We start from the raw sequence: 14,101 nt of genomic DNA on the forward strand, positions 1-14,101 counted from the left end.
TGTAGAAGAAATCCCCGTTTTTACAAGCGGGGATTTCTTTTATTATAATACGTCACGCTTTTGGAATAATGCACTTGATGCTACAAGTAATACAACAAAGTATGCAGCTACAAGTAAGAATGAAGTTGTAAATGTAAACTCTGAAAATGTCGGTTCCGCTCCGCCGCTTACTAGTTTATTGCTATCGTACACACTTAAATTTAAATGGAAAAACACTACAAACTTCGCTACACCTTTTGCAAACATCATCAGTACCATATTAATTGGTCCTTGTAAAAAGAAGAGGAACATCGTAATAATTAATGGTAATACAGACTTTCTAAATACGTTTGCTAAGAAAAATGCAAGCGTCGCAAAGAAGAACGGTGAAAGTACTTGATATAACGTAGATTTCATTACGATTCCTATCGTTAATTCTGTTTTACTACCATCCATTACAATTCCGCCAATCATCATTGAAATGATCGTGTTAGCAAATATGATAAATACTATAGTAAGTAATACTGTAATATATTTAGAGAATAAAACGGTAATTCTTTTTCTTGGACGGATTAATAATTGCTTAATTGTACCTTTTTGGAACTCATCAGTAATCATACGAGTAGCAATCGTAATACCAAAAATTGTTGCAAGTAAAGTAATTAAACCAATCTCTGAACTTGCAAAATCTAAATATGATCCTTTAAATTCGCTTCCGTCTCCCCATTTCAGCATCGCTAAAACTCCCAAAATCTCCAATACTGCAATAACCCCAATTAAAATATACATACCCTTTTTCGCATGTAACTTTAAAAATTCATTTTGAATTAATTTAAACATTACGCTTTCACTCCCCCTGTAATCGCTAAAAACTCATCCTCTAACGTTTTATTTTGAACAGTAACTCCGTATACAAGCACATCGTCATTCACAAGTCTTTTTACAAGTTGCGGGATTTCCTCTTTCGTTACAGATACTGCAATTACATTTCCTTGCGACTTACCTTTAATGATCTCATTTGCTTTCTGTACTTGATCTACTTCAAACGCTACGACGACTGTCTCATCATGTTTCGCTTGTTCATGTAAGTTGTACTCTTGTACAAACTCACCTTGCTTAATAATAACGACGCGATCACACATAAGTTCAATTTCACTTAATAAGTGACTTGATACAATTACAGCAATATTCTCTTCTTTCGCTAAACGTTGTAAATAATCACGAATTTGGCGAATACCAGCTGGATCTAATCCATTTGTCGGCTCATCTAAAATTAAAATTTTCGGCTGATGAAGTAATGCCTGCGCAATTCCTAAACGTTGTTTCATACCAAGTGAATATGTTTTCACTTTTTTATGAATCGCATGCTCTAATTCAACTAACTTTACAATTTCAGCAATGCGCTCTTTACTAATTGGTGTAATTGCCATGTTCGCAAAATGCTTTAAGTTTTGCATTCCTGTCATATAATCATATAGTTCAGGATTTTCTACAATCGCCCCAATTTGCTCTAGCGCCTTTTCACGCTCCGTGCGAATACTATGACCGCAAATTGTAATATCGCCCTCTGTCATTGATATAAGACCTGTCATCATACGAATTGTCGTCGTTTTACCACTACCGTTCGGTCCAAGAAACCCGTACACTTCCCCTTCGCGAACTTCAAATGATAAACCGCGGATAATTTCCGTTCCACCAATCTTTTTTCGAACATTCTCTAACTTTACTACTACGTTTCCCAATGTTCATTCCTCCTTTAGACTTCTAGTTTTTTGTCGATTATGCGACCTGTTATATAAACAAGTAAAACAAATATACCGATTGAAAAAGCAATACTATATACATTCATAAGTTTTTCTGGATAGAGCAACACATTTGCTCCTGATGAATCATCTATATATACTAACTTTGTTATTAAAGGCGCAGTAGGTGCAAGCCCGCCTAGCATGTCATATATCGTACCTAATAATTTTGTTACTAGTAAAAATAAGAAAAATACAATTGGATATTCTACCTTCTTCTTTTTTAAAGCAAACACTTTCACGCTTGCTACTACAAAAAGCAAAATAAGCAATATACTAGAAAAATTAAATATATACACAATAGTACTAAATAGGTGTTTTAATGGATTTAATACACTTTGGTCAAACAACACTTCGTAGAGCTCTGTACCTTTTATTATTTTCATAGAAATACTATATAAAAAAATAGAACAGATTACTTCAAAAATAAATAGACCAATTGCAGTATATAATAATGTTGCTAAAACAATCTTTTTACCTGATATTGATGTTAAACGAAATAATGTGCTATCAGTCATTTTTCCAAATGCAGAAACGGCCTGAATGTATATCATCGCTAAAAAGGTTATATATACTAGAAGAACGAAACTAATTATAATTGTTTGCCTTACCTCTCCTGATTCTTGCTTAATATAATTCCCTAAACTTACGAAGGCTACAGCGATAACAAATATAAATAAAAGCAGCGAAATAATAATTTGCTTTTTATTCGTATTGTACATATATATTAAGCTCGGCTTCATCTACTAAACACCTCCTTAAACACATCTGTAACAGCTTTTCCTCGCTGGAAGCGTAACTCTTCTACATTTTCATACAATACAATTTCTCCATCTTTTAAAAAGATTACTTCATCAAAAATATTTTCAACTTCATTTATTAAATGAGTCGAGATTAGTATCGTACAATCTTCTCTATAAAATTGTAGAATGAGATTCAATACGTGCTCTCTAGAAACGAGATCAATTCCGCCAAGGGGTTCATCTAGTACGTATAACTTCGCTTTCCTCGAAAATGTTAAAATAATTTGTAGCTTTTCAACCATACCTTTTGATAAAGCTGTAATTCTTTCTTCTAACGGTATTTTAAATTCCGCAATCGTATCTACCGCTTTTTGAATGTCGAAGTCTTTATAAAAATCTCGATAGAAAAATAAAGAATCTTTTACCGTCATCCAATCATCAAATACTGGTTTATCCGACATAAAAGAAACGATTTCTTTCGTCTCTAATCCTACCTTTTTACCAGCGATTGTAATACTCCCTTCGGAAGGATGCTGCAGACCGGCAATCATTTTCAATAACGTCGTTTTCCCGCTTCCGTTATCTCCAACGAGCCCTATAATTTTCCCTTCCATAACCTCTATGTTTAATTCACGGATCACTGCTTTTAACCCGTATCTCTTCCATAAGTTTTCTATTTTTAATAACTCTGTCATTCGCTCTCCTCCCTTTTCTCATGTAATGAAGAACGAAGGATTGTAAGAATTTCTTCTTCTGAAAAACCTAAATTGTCCATTCCATCTATAAAAGAATGAAGTAATTCTTTCGCCATCTCTTTTCGCAGCTCCATAATTTTCTCCCCTTCATTCGTTACATATCGTCCCATTCCCCTACGCGTTACAACAACCCCATCCCGTTCTAGCTCTTGAAATGTACGCTGAATCGTATTTGGATTTACTTGTAATTCACTCGCTAATTCACGTACAGAGGGAATTTTGTCACCAGGCAATAAATGTCCTGTTACAATTTCTTTTTTTATGTATTCCATTACCTGAATGTAAATTGGTGTATTTGGAGAAAACTCTATTTTCATTTCTTCCCTCCTTTTGTATCGGTGTACTAGTTAAATAATACACCGATACAAAAGGATTGTAAATACCCATTTAATTACAAAAAAGTTCTATCCATTAGCCGAATAGAACTTTTTCAATAGAAATCGTTATACAAAAATAATAGTGTTATGTAAACAAACTCATAAAGAAAAGCTGTCTTATCAATGAATAAGACAGCTTTTCTTTATGATCATATATTAAAAATTAAACACGAAGTCATCATCAGATAACTTTTCAACGTTCGTTGCTTTTACGTAACCATTTCCTTTTACAGAGAAGAAATCATGATTTTTCGTATCTGTACGTAAACCATTTAAAACGATTGGGTTAATTTCTTCTTCTTCAAACTTCGGCTCAAGTCCTAAGTTCATAAGTCCTTTATTCGCATTGTAACGAACGAAACGATTTACATCCTCTACAAGACCGATAGAAGTGTAAATTTCTTCTGTGTATGCCATTTCAATTTCATATAGTTCCATTAATAACTCTTGCGTTTCTTTTTGCACTTCTTGTTGATCCTCTGCAGAAAGTTCCGCGAAGATTTGCTGTGCTAAAATACCGACGAATACGCCGTGAATTGACTCATCACGAATTATTAAGTTAATAATCTCACCACTTGCCGTCAATTTACCTTGACCTGCTAAGTAAAGTGGATAGAAGAATCCACTATAGAATAGGTAACTTTCTAAGAATACACTGGCTACCATTGCCATGTATAATTCTTTTTTCGTTACTTCAGGCTTTAATAAACGACGATAGTAACCCGTAATAATGCCAGCCTTTTTCTCAAGTAAAGGATGATTGTCTACCCAGTCAAAAATATCATCGATTTCTTCTTCAGTAGCTAACGTTGTGAAAATATGACTGTAACTCTTCGCATGTACTTCTTCCATAGCACCCATGAAAGCTAATACACTTTTTGCTTGTAAATTTTCAAGATGAACAAGTACAAGAGGCATCCCTTCGCCGCCTTGTTTCGTATCTAAAAGTGTTAAACCACCTAATACACGCTTATACGCAATTTGCTCTTCTTTTGATAATTGCACCCAAGTATTTTTGTCAGAAGACACCGCGATTTCTTCTTCTGTCCAAAACTGAGCGATGTTTTGCTTCCAAAACATTAAACTAAAATCATCTTCTTTTTTGTTCCAGTTTACCGCACGCATTCAATCGCCCCTTCTCTAAATAAACATGAAAAATTAATAACTAAGCATGAGCAGGGTTCAAAAAACCCTGCTCATCATGTCTTACTTTTTTATATTAAACGGTACAAGCCACGCACTCTTCCACGCTTAACTTACGTGTTCTCGTATAATACAGACTCTTTAAGCCTTTTTTATGTGCATAGATATAGTAACGTGCTAACTCACGTGTTGAAATATCACTGTTAACGTAAAGAATTGTACTAATTCCTTGGTCAATATGTTCTTGAACTTCTGCGATCAAATCAATTAATTTAAACTGATTCATATCGTAAGACGATTTATAGTACCAGAACGTATCTTTTGATAAATACGGCATTGGATAATAGGTTGTCGCATTTGCATACGTTCTTGATTCGATTTGACTTACGATCGGCATCACGCTTGAAGTTGCATTTTGAACGTAACTGATCGATTGCGTAGGAGCGATGGCAAGACGATATGAGTTGTATAAACCATTCTTCTTCACTAGCTCTTTTAAACTTGTCCAATCTTCTTTTGTTGGAATATGAATTCCTTCAAATAATTGCTGAACCTTTTCAGTTACTGGGCTGTAATCTGTCGTTTCGTATTTTTCAAAGTATGTGCCATTTGCATAATCAGACTTATCGAAGTCTTTAAATGTTTCGCCTTTTTCTTTAGCGATTTCCATACTCTTCTCAATAGAGTAGTAATTTAACATCATAAAGAATGTACGAGCGAACTCTTTCGCTTCTGCACTTTCATAAGCGATTTTATTTTTTGCTAAATATCCATGTAAGTTCATTGCGCCAAGTCCAACTGAATGAAGCTCATCATTAGCTTTTTTCACAGTTGGTGCATTCGGAATGATCGTCATATCAGAAACAGCTGTTAAAGCTTCCATTCCCGCATGAACTGCTTCACGAATTTCTTTATTTTCCATTACGTTTACAATATTTAATGATCCTAAGTTACAGTTAATATCACGACGGATAATGTCATCTGTACCGTAATCATTTATTTCAGAAGTTTCTTGAAGCTGGAAGATTTCTGTACACAAGTTCGACATCTTCACAGTTCCAATATCCTTCAGTGGATGTTGGTTATTTGCATTTGATTTAAACATTAAGTACGGATAACCTGACTCAAGCTGAATCATAGCAATTTTAATAAGCATATCACGCGCACTAATATCTAGCGGCTTCTTCTTCACCTTCGGATTGCTCATTAATTCATCGTACATTTCATCGATATCAATATCATCTAAATGCTTTCCATATTCTTTATACACCGTATAAGGCGCGAAAACATGGAAAGGTTCGTTTTTCTCAGCAAGCTCAAAGAACTTACTTGGAACGATAATTCCGATTGATAGAGACTGAATACGGCTCTTCTCATCGGCATTTATTTTTTTGGTCAACTCGTCTTCATATTTCTATGAAGGTTGGACTATATCATCAACCTGTAACTGGTTGCCTTGCACTTCGACTGGTACCTATTTCCAGCCTACTCTACTAGCTTTCGTCTAATGACGTGCGTTCGATAGTCTCTACACCTTCTTGAAAGTATTGATAATTAGGGAAGTTATTTGATAGCACTCTATATTTTATCGTATTAGCAGGCACATTAAATGCTCGTCCTGCCTCCGCTAAAGACTCATAGTAAATGTCATTTATAACAATCGGCTTTTTTTGCTTTTCTCTTCCAGAGTTATATTGGTGTTTTTGAGCTTTACTTATCTTCATACATGTTTCTTTTGTATGTTTTTTACCTTTACGAGATTTAGACATTTTTTCTTTTGTTTCATCGGTATGCTTTCTACCATGAAATCGTTTAGTAATCTTAGATCTCATATTCTCCATATGTTGAGGTTTATCATACCAATAATTATTAGGGCCAGTATTAATTTCAGAAAGGAATTTTTTTACTTCCTTTGAGTGCGTTTTCCCATACATATGGTTCTTTTCTCCACTCAACGCCCCACCTCTAGCGATAGGATGTCCATTATAGCAATACGGTTTTCCATAATACTGACTTAATAAAATTTGCTCAATCTTATGAAGAATAAGCTTATCCTCAGATAAATCGATTATCCCTTTAAACTCAAATTTATTCTCACCATATAAATTCCAGGCTGCTTGTAAATGTTTACTATGATGCCGATTAGCATTTAATTGATTTCTATGAGTTTTAAATCGTACTTTAAAATTATTAGAACTGCCAATATAAAACTTCCTATTTTCCTTATTAATTATCAAATAAATTCCACAATTCATGGAATCTCGCCTCCGGTGAATATAAGATTCCACTTCACCCAAATAGCATTTCTTTCAAGCTTGGCACGGTATTACCTGCTATCCACATACATGGACCGTAGGCTCTCTTAGTCAGCTTCTTCGCGGGTTCTTTTTCTTTTACCCCTTATTCAACTGATACCGTTAGCCGCTAATGCGACACCCTATTGGTTAGGTTCACAAGGTTTTCTCATACACATTACTGTATAGAGGGACTACCAATTAATCCAAGAATTCAATAATATCCCAATGGAAAATGTTTAAGTATACTGCACCGGCACCTTTTCGTTGGCCAAGCTGATTCGCATATGAAAACGAATCTTCAAGTAATTTCATAACAGGTACTACACCACTTGCAGCATTATCGATACCTTTAATTTGCTCACCACGTGCGCGTAGCTTAGATAAGTTTAAGGCTACTCCACCGCCGATTTTCGATAATTGCATTGCAGTATTAATGTTAAAGCCGATTGAATTTAAGCTATCGTCCATCTCTAACAAGAAACAAGACACCATTTCTCCTCTTCTGCTTCTTCCCGCATTTAAAAAGGTTGGTGTCGCTGGTTGGTAGTTTTGTTTTACAATCATGCTTGCGAATTGTTTTGCCTTCGCAACATCACCGCGTCCTAAGTATAATGACACAATTGCTACACGATCTTCATAGCTTTCTAAGTATTGTTTTTGATCATTTGTTTTTAACGCATAATCTTTGTAGAACTTAGATGCTGCCATATAAGATTGGAACTCGAAGTTTTCACCATAAGCGATGTTATATACCTCTTCTACTTCCTCCAAGTTATACTCGTCCAGAACGTTGTAATAGTAATCATGTTCTTTCATATACTCCATTCGCTCTGCCACGCTATTAAAAGGAACGGTATTCTCTCTAGCTTCTTCCATAAAGACTTCTAATGCCTCTTTATCTTTATGAAGCTGATAAAAACCGTCCTGCATTTGCGTGATTTCATTATTCAGTTCAATGTGTCGCAATCTCCCGCACCCTTTCCTTAAAATATTCTACATCGTTATTTGTTCCTGATAACTCAAATTTTGATACAATAGGCACTTCATATTTAGCAGAAATTTTGTCAGCACTTGCACCGAACATGTCTCCCCAGTTACGATTGCCGCTTGCAGATACGCCTTTTAATTTTTCATTATTGCGCTCTAAAAAGTCTAAAACACGTTCTGGTACATTGCCAAAACCTGTTGTATACGTAATAAGAATAAATTCTTCATCTATTACTAGATCTTCATTGATTTGAACGGCCGGCATATTTAATTTGTGAATGAAACGCTTCACGTTTCCTGTCATAGAATCATATGCAACTAACATTTCCGACCCTCCCTTTTCAATCTATACTCTCTGTATGTTGTTTCTTGATTTCTCTATATATTGTATTACGTTTCAAAATAAGACACAAGATATATGTATAAATTCTTTCTTTTTTTAACTTTTACTTTTCGACAAGACCGTCGTTTTTTTTCAATACAATGACTATGAAACAACATTCTAAAACTCATGTCAATAAAGTGCTTTTCAAAAAAGTTGTCAACGAATTTAACCTTATTTTAAAAAAAGTTAACAATATATTTTGTCATAAAACGGCAAATGCTGGAGGAATATATTTCTCCAGCATCACGCAAAAAAGAACAGACATGAAACGATAATCTGTTCTAAAAAACGATTACATTTATCAATTTACTTTATTAAATATTATACATATACTTTCAGTTCGCGTTACATACTAAAAGATAACTATTATAGAAAAAGATTATTATTATGGAAATTTAACTTATTTATGAATAGATTATGCAGAGTGCTCAATACGCAAAATATCTTTTACAAATATATGATGTGGATTTTCATCTTTATCAATCATTGTACATACAGGAGCTTCTTCATCAAAGTACACAATCATTCCTTCTACGTACTGATATGTATGTTGAACCTGTACAGTTACTTTAATTTCTACAGCCTCTTCATATGCTCTTTTTATTTTCTGAAGCATTTTTGCCGAACACTTTCGTTTCTCTGGATACATGACCATCCCCATAAACCTATTGCCAGCTCTATCTTTCCACATATAATCCCAATGCGGTAATATGCCTTGCTTAAAATCGCCCATAATTCTCCTCCCCTATATTCTTCTAGTTACGAACGTGGCGTTTCTGAATATGTATAAATTACCTGTCCGCCGCGCTGCGCGTTCCCAATAATATGTTTAAAATCTTCACGCCCTACTACAACTTTCCTAAACGTATAAAATACATCTTTCGTTGCAACATACTCCTTTATTTCACCATTTTTAAGCTGGTCTAAAATTGTATTTGCTAATTGTTCATCCATGTATTTCACCTCTATGCAATATTTTATTTTATCGTATATTCTATAGGTCAACAACTGTAAAATTATCCAGGTGCTATACCTTCATTTCATTTTCATTATTCGCAAACGATATCACTTTACTATATGTCCACTAAATATCATATACTAACATAGCTACTTCTCTATATCAAACATTTCGACATTCAATTATGCAAAGTTCCATACCACTATGCTACAATATATAAATAGAACTAGGAGGGATACTATGATTCGGAAAGCAAAAAAGACAGATGCGATGGCAATTGCGCCTTTATTGTATAACGCTCTGCACGAAATTGCTGAAAAAATCACAGGTAGCACAGTTGAGACAGAAGTATTACTAGGACTTGAAACATGGTTCTCAAAAGAGAGAAATCGACTGAGCTATGAAAACTGTTTTGTATATGAGCAAGACGGAGTTGCAGTTGGAGTTATTGTCGCTTATCACGGTAGTGAAGCAACAACGCTTGATGCACCAATTGTACATCACTTAAGAGAATTACATAAAGATGAATCGATTACGTTAGAAAAAGAAGCTGAGCTTGATGAATATTACATTGATACATTATCAGTTTCAAGTGCATATGGCGGAAAAGGAATCGGTTCTAAATTAATTGAAGCTGCTGAAATCCATGCAACTGAAAAGGAGCATGAAAAAATCGCATTACTTGTTAATTTAGAAAACAAACGTGCCTATTCACTATACGAAAAACTAGGTTATAAAAAAGATCAAATCGTTATGCTCGTAGGCGAACCTTATGCACATCTCGTAAAACCATTAAACATCAAAATTTCTATATCTTAAAAAGAAAGCACACGATTTATATAAATCGTGTGCTTTTATGTTAAATTCGTATTCAATACATTTCCATTCATCGCTTCGTGGAACGTATATGTTGTACATCCCCATGGCTCTCTGTGCAAAATAGGCGTACCAGACCATCCCATCGCTCTCAGTTCCGCACCAATCATTACATTCACATAATTATGTCCTACAAGAGCAATACTTCCATGTACGAGAGCGTAACGGTGTAATAAGTAAGCGGCTTGCTTTGCCCTCTCCCTTACTTCCTTATAAGACTCAACATTTTTATGGTAACCAAGTATCCACACTGTTCGTCCGATAAACATCCATATGTTAGGTTTACACTTCAACCATTTTGGAGCATAAAAACTCGTCGGAACTTCAGCTTCCCTAAAAAGGGAATTTTGCATAAAAGATAAAGAATCCATTAATTCAGCTGCTGACTGTATAGCACACCTTTGATCACTCGTTACAATCAATTTTGCTGCTTCAATCGCTTCCATTGTTTCCATTGGTATAGGTGCTTTTTCTGTTATAGTATGTAAGTCATATCCTTTCATCCATTCCTGAAAGGATGTAACCGTCATTGGTTCTATAGTACGATCTAAGCGACCATGACGAATAAAAGAAATCTTCATTCTTTCCACTCTCCATTCATCACTTACGAACTCTATTATGTACTATTTTTACATATCATACCACGCAAAAAAAGAAAGTTATACACCTTTACATATCCCCGCCACTCTCATATGTGCCCCTAGCATGTATACCATCCATCCCATCAAAATATGTAGTCGTTTCATGATGACGAATCTTTTTTAAATTTATATAAGAAAATACAAATAAAGTTAACGCTATAGCACTCCCCACAAACTCAAACATCATTTTACCGCCTCTAATTTCTCCCACTTTAGTAGGTTATTGTAATATTCATTATACCCATATATAAATATATTTACATTTAAACCGTTCTTTTCTTCGAATAACTTGGCGTTCTTGCATATTTTCTTACAAAAAGTGAATATTTTTCGAATTTTTACTTTGGAAACATTTACAAAATGGACAATATGGTTCAAAATAAGAAGAAATAAAAAAAACCAAAATTATTCTTTTTTGGGAAAACTGTAACAAGGAGAGTTGCTTATGCAGATCGCAGAAACTGGAGATATCATTGAATTTAAAGGTGGAATGCAAGGCCGTGTTCAAAAAGTAAATCAAAACTCCGTTATTGTAGATATAACAATTATGGAAAATTTTAGAGAACTAGATATGGAACCTCTTACAGTTGTAAGTCATAAAAACTATACTGTCATTAATCAAAATGCATAATATAATAGAAAGAAAGGATCTGTATGACATACAGATCCTTTCTTTCTGTTATATATTAACGATTATCAATTGTTTCTGGATATAGATCATGGTTCATCATGCGGTAGTCTGCCATTTGTTCATACTTCGTTCCTGGGCGACCGTAGTTACAGTAAGGATCAATTGAAATCCCTCCACGTGGCGTGAATTTACCCCATACCTCAATATAGCGCGGATCCATTAATTTAATTAAGTCATTCATAATAACGTTCATGCAATCTTCGTGGAAGTCACCGTGATTGCGGAAACTAAATAAATATAGCTTTAAAGATTTACTCTCTACCATTCTTTGTTCTGGAATGTAGCTAATATAAATTGTTGCAAAATCTGGTTGGCCTGTTTTCGGACATAAGCTTGTAAATTCAGGACAATTGAATTTAACAAAATAATCACGGTTTGGATGATTGTTATCAAATACCTCTAAAATTTCTGGGCTATATTCAAATAAATATTTTGTATTTTGATTTCCTAATAACGTTACATCTTTTAAATCTTCATCTAATCTTCCTGCCATTTTAAACATCCCTTCTCATTATACCCCGCGTTTATTGCCCCATACTAACGCATGAAGCTGCGGCAATACTTTTGCATTATTCATTTCTTTACAGTTAACCGCTTTTTCAATAAGCCACTCATACTTATCTAATAATTTTTTAATCAACATCGCGTCATCCACTGTTTTTGTATCATCATTCCCTACTTGTAAGAAAAATGGTACATTTGGATAACGTTCGTGCATCTTAACTGCATACTCAAAGTCATAATCGTCAAATACTACTACCTTTAAACTAATATCTTTTCCTGCTAGTTTCTGAATAACAGTATCTAACTTCTGAAAATCAGTATTCATTGCCGAACTTGGTGGTTTTGGAGAAATCGTTATCTCATCAATTTGAAGTAACCAATCTTGCCATTTACTCCCTTGCGTTTCTATCGCCGTTCGCATTCCATTCTCTTTTAATATAGAAAGAAGCGCTTCGATATTTTTCAATAGAACAGGATTTCCACCTGAAATTGTAACATGAGAAAAATTTTCTCCTCCAATTTCAACAAGCTCATTCCAAACGGCTTCCGCTGTCATTTGTCTAATTTGATCTTTAGCCGATCCATCCCACGTAAAAGCAGAATCACACCATGCGCAGCTATAATCACAACCTGCTGTACGGATAAACATTGTCTTTTGTCCCACAACCATTCCTTCACCTTGAATAGTCGGACCAAATATTTCTAAGACAGGGATTTTACTCATCGAGCATCCACTCCCGTCTTACTTCTGCATAACTAGTTGGCGTCTCGAAAAGACGAACAAATTCAACACGAGCTCCTTTATATTCGTTCGCACGATTATCTTTTGTTAATGCTTCTGCCATCTTCTCGTAAATCCAAACAACCATATTTTCAGCAGTCGTATTCATCGCCGGTAACGTTTCGTTTAAATAACGATGGTCTAAATAAATTTCTATTTCATTCTTCCAAATTTCTTTTATATCTCCAAAGTCAATCGCAAGACCTATTTCATTTACATATCCACTAATCCCAAATACAACTTTATATGTGTGACCATGTAAGTTTTTACATTTCCCTTCATAACAGTGTAAATGGTGTGCTGCATCAAATGTAAATTCCTTGCTGACCATTACTCTTTTATTATGATATTTAAGCTGTTTACGCTGAATATCCTTGTCCATTTTCTGCAAATTTTCTACGATGCGAAATCCAAAGAAGTTATCCATTAGTTACTCGCTCCTTCGCGTTCTTGTAGGTACGTATCTAATCCTGCTTTACGAAGCTGACATGCTGGACATTCACCGCAACCATCACCAATGATTCCGTTATAACATGTTAATGTTTTTTCTCGAACAAACTCGAATGCTCCAAGTTCATCTGATAATTTCCATGTTTCCGCTTTATCAATCCACATAAGTGGTGTATGAATTACGAACGGATAATCCATGGATAAATTTAAAGTAACGTTTAACGATTTCACAAACACGTCACGGCAATCTGGATAACCACTAAAATCAGTTTCACATACACCCGTTACAATATGACGTGCCCCAACTTGTTTTGCTAATACAGCAGCAAATGATAAGAATAGTAAATTTCGTCCATCTACAAACGTCGATGGCAATTCACCTTCTTCATGTGTAATCTCCATATCCGTTCTCGTTAACGCATTTGGAGCAAGTTGATTTAATAGACTCATATCTAGCACCGTATGTTTAACTCCTAGCTCATTTGCAATTTCCGCCGCACAATCAATTTCTAACTTATGACGTTGATTGTAATTAAACGTTACAGCTTCAACTTCTGCAAACTGCTCTATTGCCCAAAATAAACATGTCGTACTATCTTGTCCTCCACTAAAAACAACAACTGCCTTCTCTTTTTTCATTTCACTCATTCTCCTTCTCTACTACGAATAAGAAGAAAGAACGTTCTTGAACTGTCACAATAAAAAAACAAAACAATACCTAAAGATATTGTT

Annotated in this window: 18 protein-coding genes and 2 pseudogenes; 2 read left to right on the plus strand and 18 right to left on the minus strand. The window is 34.7% G+C overall.

Annotated features, from left to right (window positions below; genetic code table 11):
• Positions 1 to 42: 42 nt before the first annotated feature.
• From ACTFOB_RS19900 to ACTFOB_RS19955, 12 genes and pseudogenes are all read right to left on the minus strand, one after another.
• Positions 43 to 819 carry an ABC transporter permease gene (locus ACTFOB_RS19900; protein ID WP_440025306.1) on the minus strand — a complete coding sequence of 259 codons (777 nt, stop codon included), beginning with the start codon at positions 817 to 819 and terminating at the stop codon, positions 43 to 45.
• Complete coding sequence (locus ACTFOB_RS19905; RefSeq protein ID WP_087957991.1) at positions 819 to 1,721, minus strand: ABC transporter ATP-binding protein; 903 nt, start codon at positions 1,719 to 1,721, stop codon at positions 819 to 821. The genes ACTFOB_RS19900 and ACTFOB_RS19905 overlap by 1 nt, the downstream gene beginning before the upstream one ends.
• 14 nt (positions 1,722 to 1,735) lie before the next feature.
• Complete coding sequence (locus tag ACTFOB_RS19910) at positions 1,736 to 2,524, minus strand: ABC transporter permease (protein ID WP_440025308.1); 789 nt, start codon at positions 2,522 to 2,524, stop codon at positions 1,736 to 1,738.
• The gene (locus ACTFOB_RS19915; RefSeq protein WP_440025310.1) at positions 2,521 to 3,219 is read right to left on the minus strand and encodes an ABC transporter ATP-binding protein; all 699 of its coding nucleotides are present in this window, start codon (positions 3,217 to 3,219) and stop codon (positions 2,521 to 2,523) included. The genes ACTFOB_RS19910 and ACTFOB_RS19915 overlap by 4 nt, the downstream gene beginning before the upstream one ends.
• A complete protein-coding gene (locus tag ACTFOB_RS19920; RefSeq protein WP_000687513.1) occupies positions 3,216 to 3,596 on the minus strand; it encodes a GntR family transcriptional regulator in 381 nt (126 codons plus the stop codon). The genes ACTFOB_RS19915 and ACTFOB_RS19920 overlap by 4 nt, the downstream gene beginning before the upstream one ends.
• Positions 3,597 to 3,812: 216 nt before the next feature.
• Entirely contained in the window at positions 3,813 to 4,781 is a 969-nt protein-coding gene (gene nrdF, locus ACTFOB_RS19925; RefSeq protein WP_440025311.1) for a class 1b ribonucleoside-diphosphate reductase subunit beta, read from the minus strand.
• A 94-nt stretch (positions 4,782 to 4,875) separates the two neighbouring features.
• Positions 4,876 to 6,195: pseudogene (locus ACTFOB_RS19930) on the minus strand (ribonucleoside-diphosphate reductase subunit alpha); the annotation flags it as partial.
• 97 nt (positions 6,196 to 6,292) lie between these two features.
• Positions 6,293 to 7,054 carry a group I intron GIY-YIG endonuclease gene (locus ACTFOB_RS19935; protein ID WP_440025312.1) on the minus strand — a complete coding sequence of 254 codons (762 nt, stop codon included), beginning with the start codon at positions 7,052 to 7,054 and terminating at the stop codon, positions 6,293 to 6,295.
• Positions 7,055 to 7,297: 243 nt separating this feature from the next.
• Positions 7,298 to 8,062, minus strand: a pseudogene (locus ACTFOB_RS19940) (ribonucleotide reductase N-terminal alpha domain-containing protein); the annotation flags it as partial.
• Positions 8,049 to 8,408: a class Ib ribonucleoside-diphosphate reductase assembly flavoprotein NrdI gene (gene nrdI / locus ACTFOB_RS19945; RefSeq protein WP_440025314.1), complete on the minus strand. Its 360-nt coding sequence runs from the start codon at positions 8,406 to 8,408 to the stop codon at positions 8,049 to 8,051. The gene nrdI and the pseudogene ACTFOB_RS19940, both read right to left, overlap by 14 nt.
• 475 nt (positions 8,409 to 8,883) lie before the next feature.
• Positions 8,884 to 9,201 carry a hypothetical protein gene (locus tag ACTFOB_RS19950; RefSeq protein ID WP_098344482.1) on the minus strand — a complete coding sequence of 106 codons (318 nt, stop codon included), beginning with the start codon at positions 9,199 to 9,201 and terminating at the stop codon, positions 8,884 to 8,886.
• A 26-nt stretch (positions 9,202 to 9,227) separates the two neighbouring features.
• On the minus strand, positions 9,228 to 9,422 hold the full coding sequence (locus tag ACTFOB_RS19955; RefSeq protein ID WP_000344283.1) for a hypothetical protein: 195 nt from the start codon (positions 9,420 to 9,422) through the stop codon (positions 9,228 to 9,230).
• Positions 9,423 to 9,666: 244 nt separating this feature from the next.
• On the opposite strand from ACTFOB_RS19955, the gene ACTFOB_RS19960 reads away from it, so the two are divergent.
• Positions 9,667 to 10,245 (plus strand): GNAT family N-acetyltransferase, encoded by a 579-nt coding sequence (locus ACTFOB_RS19960; protein WP_440025315.1) that lies wholly within the window; start codon positions 9,667 to 9,669, stop codon positions 10,243 to 10,245.
• A gap of 35 nt (positions 10,246 to 10,280) precedes the next feature.
• Here the strand turns inward: ACTFOB_RS19960 and ACTFOB_RS19965 are convergent, their stop codons facing one another.
• Positions 10,281 to 10,883 (minus strand): histidine phosphatase family protein, encoded by a 603-nt coding sequence (locus ACTFOB_RS19965; RefSeq protein ID WP_440025316.1) that lies wholly within the window; start codon positions 10,881 to 10,883, stop codon positions 10,281 to 10,283.
• A gap of 88 nt (positions 10,884 to 10,971) precedes the next feature.
• A complete protein-coding gene (locus ACTFOB_RS19970; RefSeq protein ID WP_440025317.1) occupies positions 10,972 to 11,154 on the minus strand; it encodes a hypothetical protein in 183 nt (60 codons plus the stop codon).
• Between the two features lie 234 nt (positions 11,155 to 11,388).
• On the opposite strand from ACTFOB_RS19970, the gene ACTFOB_RS19975 reads away from it, so the two are divergent.
• Positions 11,389 to 11,574 carry a YkvS family protein gene (locus tag ACTFOB_RS19975; protein ID WP_001165081.1) on the plus strand — a complete coding sequence of 62 codons (186 nt, stop codon included), beginning with the start codon at positions 11,389 to 11,391 and terminating at the stop codon, positions 11,572 to 11,574.
• A gap of 55 nt (positions 11,575 to 11,629) precedes the next feature.
• Here the strand turns inward: ACTFOB_RS19975 and queF are convergent, their stop codons facing one another.
• The 4 genes from queF to queC are packed head-to-tail and all read right to left on the minus strand — an operon-like array spanning position 11,630 to position 14,008.
• Positions 11,630 to 12,127 carry a preQ(1) synthase gene (gene queF / locus ACTFOB_RS19980; RefSeq protein WP_000918895.1) on the minus strand — a complete coding sequence of 166 codons (498 nt, stop codon included), beginning with the start codon at positions 12,125 to 12,127 and terminating at the stop codon, positions 11,630 to 11,632.
• A gap of 18 nt (positions 12,128 to 12,145) precedes the next feature.
• Positions 12,146 to 12,862, minus strand: coding sequence for a 7-carboxy-7-deazaguanine synthase QueE (queE, locus tag ACTFOB_RS19985; RefSeq protein WP_440025318.1), 717 nt, complete (start codon positions 12,860 to 12,862; stop codon positions 12,146 to 12,148).
• Positions 12,855 to 13,346, minus strand: coding sequence for a 6-carboxytetrahydropterin synthase QueD (gene queD, locus ACTFOB_RS19990; RefSeq protein ID WP_000368412.1), 492 nt, complete (start codon positions 13,344 to 13,346; stop codon positions 12,855 to 12,857). The genes queE and queD overlap by 8 nt, the downstream gene beginning before the upstream one ends.
• Positions 13,346 to 14,008 carry a 7-cyano-7-deazaguanine synthase QueC gene (gene queC / locus ACTFOB_RS19995; RefSeq protein WP_440025320.1) on the minus strand — a complete coding sequence of 221 codons (663 nt, stop codon included), beginning with the start codon at positions 14,006 to 14,008 and terminating at the stop codon, positions 13,346 to 13,348. The genes queD and queC overlap by 1 nt, the downstream gene beginning before the upstream one ends.
• Between the last annotated feature and the right edge of the window lie 93 nt (positions 14,009 to 14,101).

This window comes from Bacillus cereus group sp. MYBK79-1 (assembly GCF_051915365.1).
Taxonomy (GTDB): Bacteria; Bacillota; Bacilli; order Bacillales; family Bacillaceae_G; genus Bacillus_A.

Bases quoted from the DNA above. Each gene is read 5' to 3' on its own strand.
- nrdF (WP_440025311.1), bottom strand. From the start codon at position 4,781: ATGCGTGCGGTAAACTGGAACAAAAAAGAAGATGATTTTAGTTTAATG.
- nrdI (WP_440025314.1), bottom strand. From the start codon at position 8,408: ATGTTAGTTGCATATGATTCTATGACAGGAAACGTGAAGCGTTTCATT.
- ACTFOB_RS19935 (WP_440025312.1), bottom strand. From the start codon at position 7,054: ATGAATTGTGGAATTTATTTGATAATTAATAAGGAAAATAGGAAGTTT.
- ACTFOB_RS19915 (WP_440025310.1), bottom strand. From the start codon at position 3,219: ATGACAGAGTTATTAAAAATAGAAAACTTATGGAAGAGATACGGGTTA.
- queF (WP_000918895.1), bottom strand. From the start codon at position 12,127: ATGGCAGGAAGATTAGATGAAGATTTAAAAGATGTAACGTTATTAGGA.
- ACTFOB_RS19960 (WP_440025315.1), top strand. From the start codon at position 9,667: ATGATTCGGAAAGCAAAAAAGACAGATGCGATGGCAATTGCGCCTTTA.
- ACTFOB_RS19900 (WP_440025306.1), bottom strand. From the start codon at position 819: ATGTTTAAATTAATTCAAAATGAATTTTTAAAGTTACATGCGAAAAAG.
- queE (WP_440025318.1), bottom strand. From the start codon at position 12,862: ATGAGTAAAATCCCTGTCTTAGAAATATTTGGTCCGACTATTCAAGGT.
- ACTFOB_RS19965 (WP_440025316.1), bottom strand. From the start codon at position 10,883: ATGAAGATTTCTTTTATTCGTCATGGTCGCTTAGATCGTACTATAGAA.
- ACTFOB_RS19975 (WP_001165081.1), top strand. From the start codon at position 11,389: ATGCAGATCGCAGAAACTGGAGATATCATTGAATTTAAAGGTGGAATG.
- ACTFOB_RS19910 (WP_440025308.1), bottom strand. From the start codon at position 2,524: ATGAAGCCGAGCTTAATATATATGTACAATACGAATAAAAAGCAAATT.
- ACTFOB_RS19950 (WP_098344482.1), bottom strand. From the start codon at position 9,201: ATGGGCGATTTTAAGCAAGGCATATTACCGCATTGGGATTATATGTGG.
- ACTFOB_RS19920 (WP_000687513.1), bottom strand. From the start codon at position 3,596: ATGAAAATAGAGTTTTCTCCAAATACACCAATTTACATTCAGGTAATG.
- queC (WP_440025320.1), bottom strand. From the start codon at position 14,008: ATGAAAAAAGAGAAGGCAGTTGTTGTTTTTAGTGGAGGACAAGATAGT.
- queD (WP_000368412.1), bottom strand. From the start codon at position 13,346: ATGGATAACTTCTTTGGATTTCGCATCGTAGAAAATTTGCAGAAAATG.
- ACTFOB_RS19955 (WP_000344283.1), bottom strand. From the start codon at position 9,422: ATGGATGAACAATTAGCAAATACAATTTTAGACCAGCTTAAAAATGGT.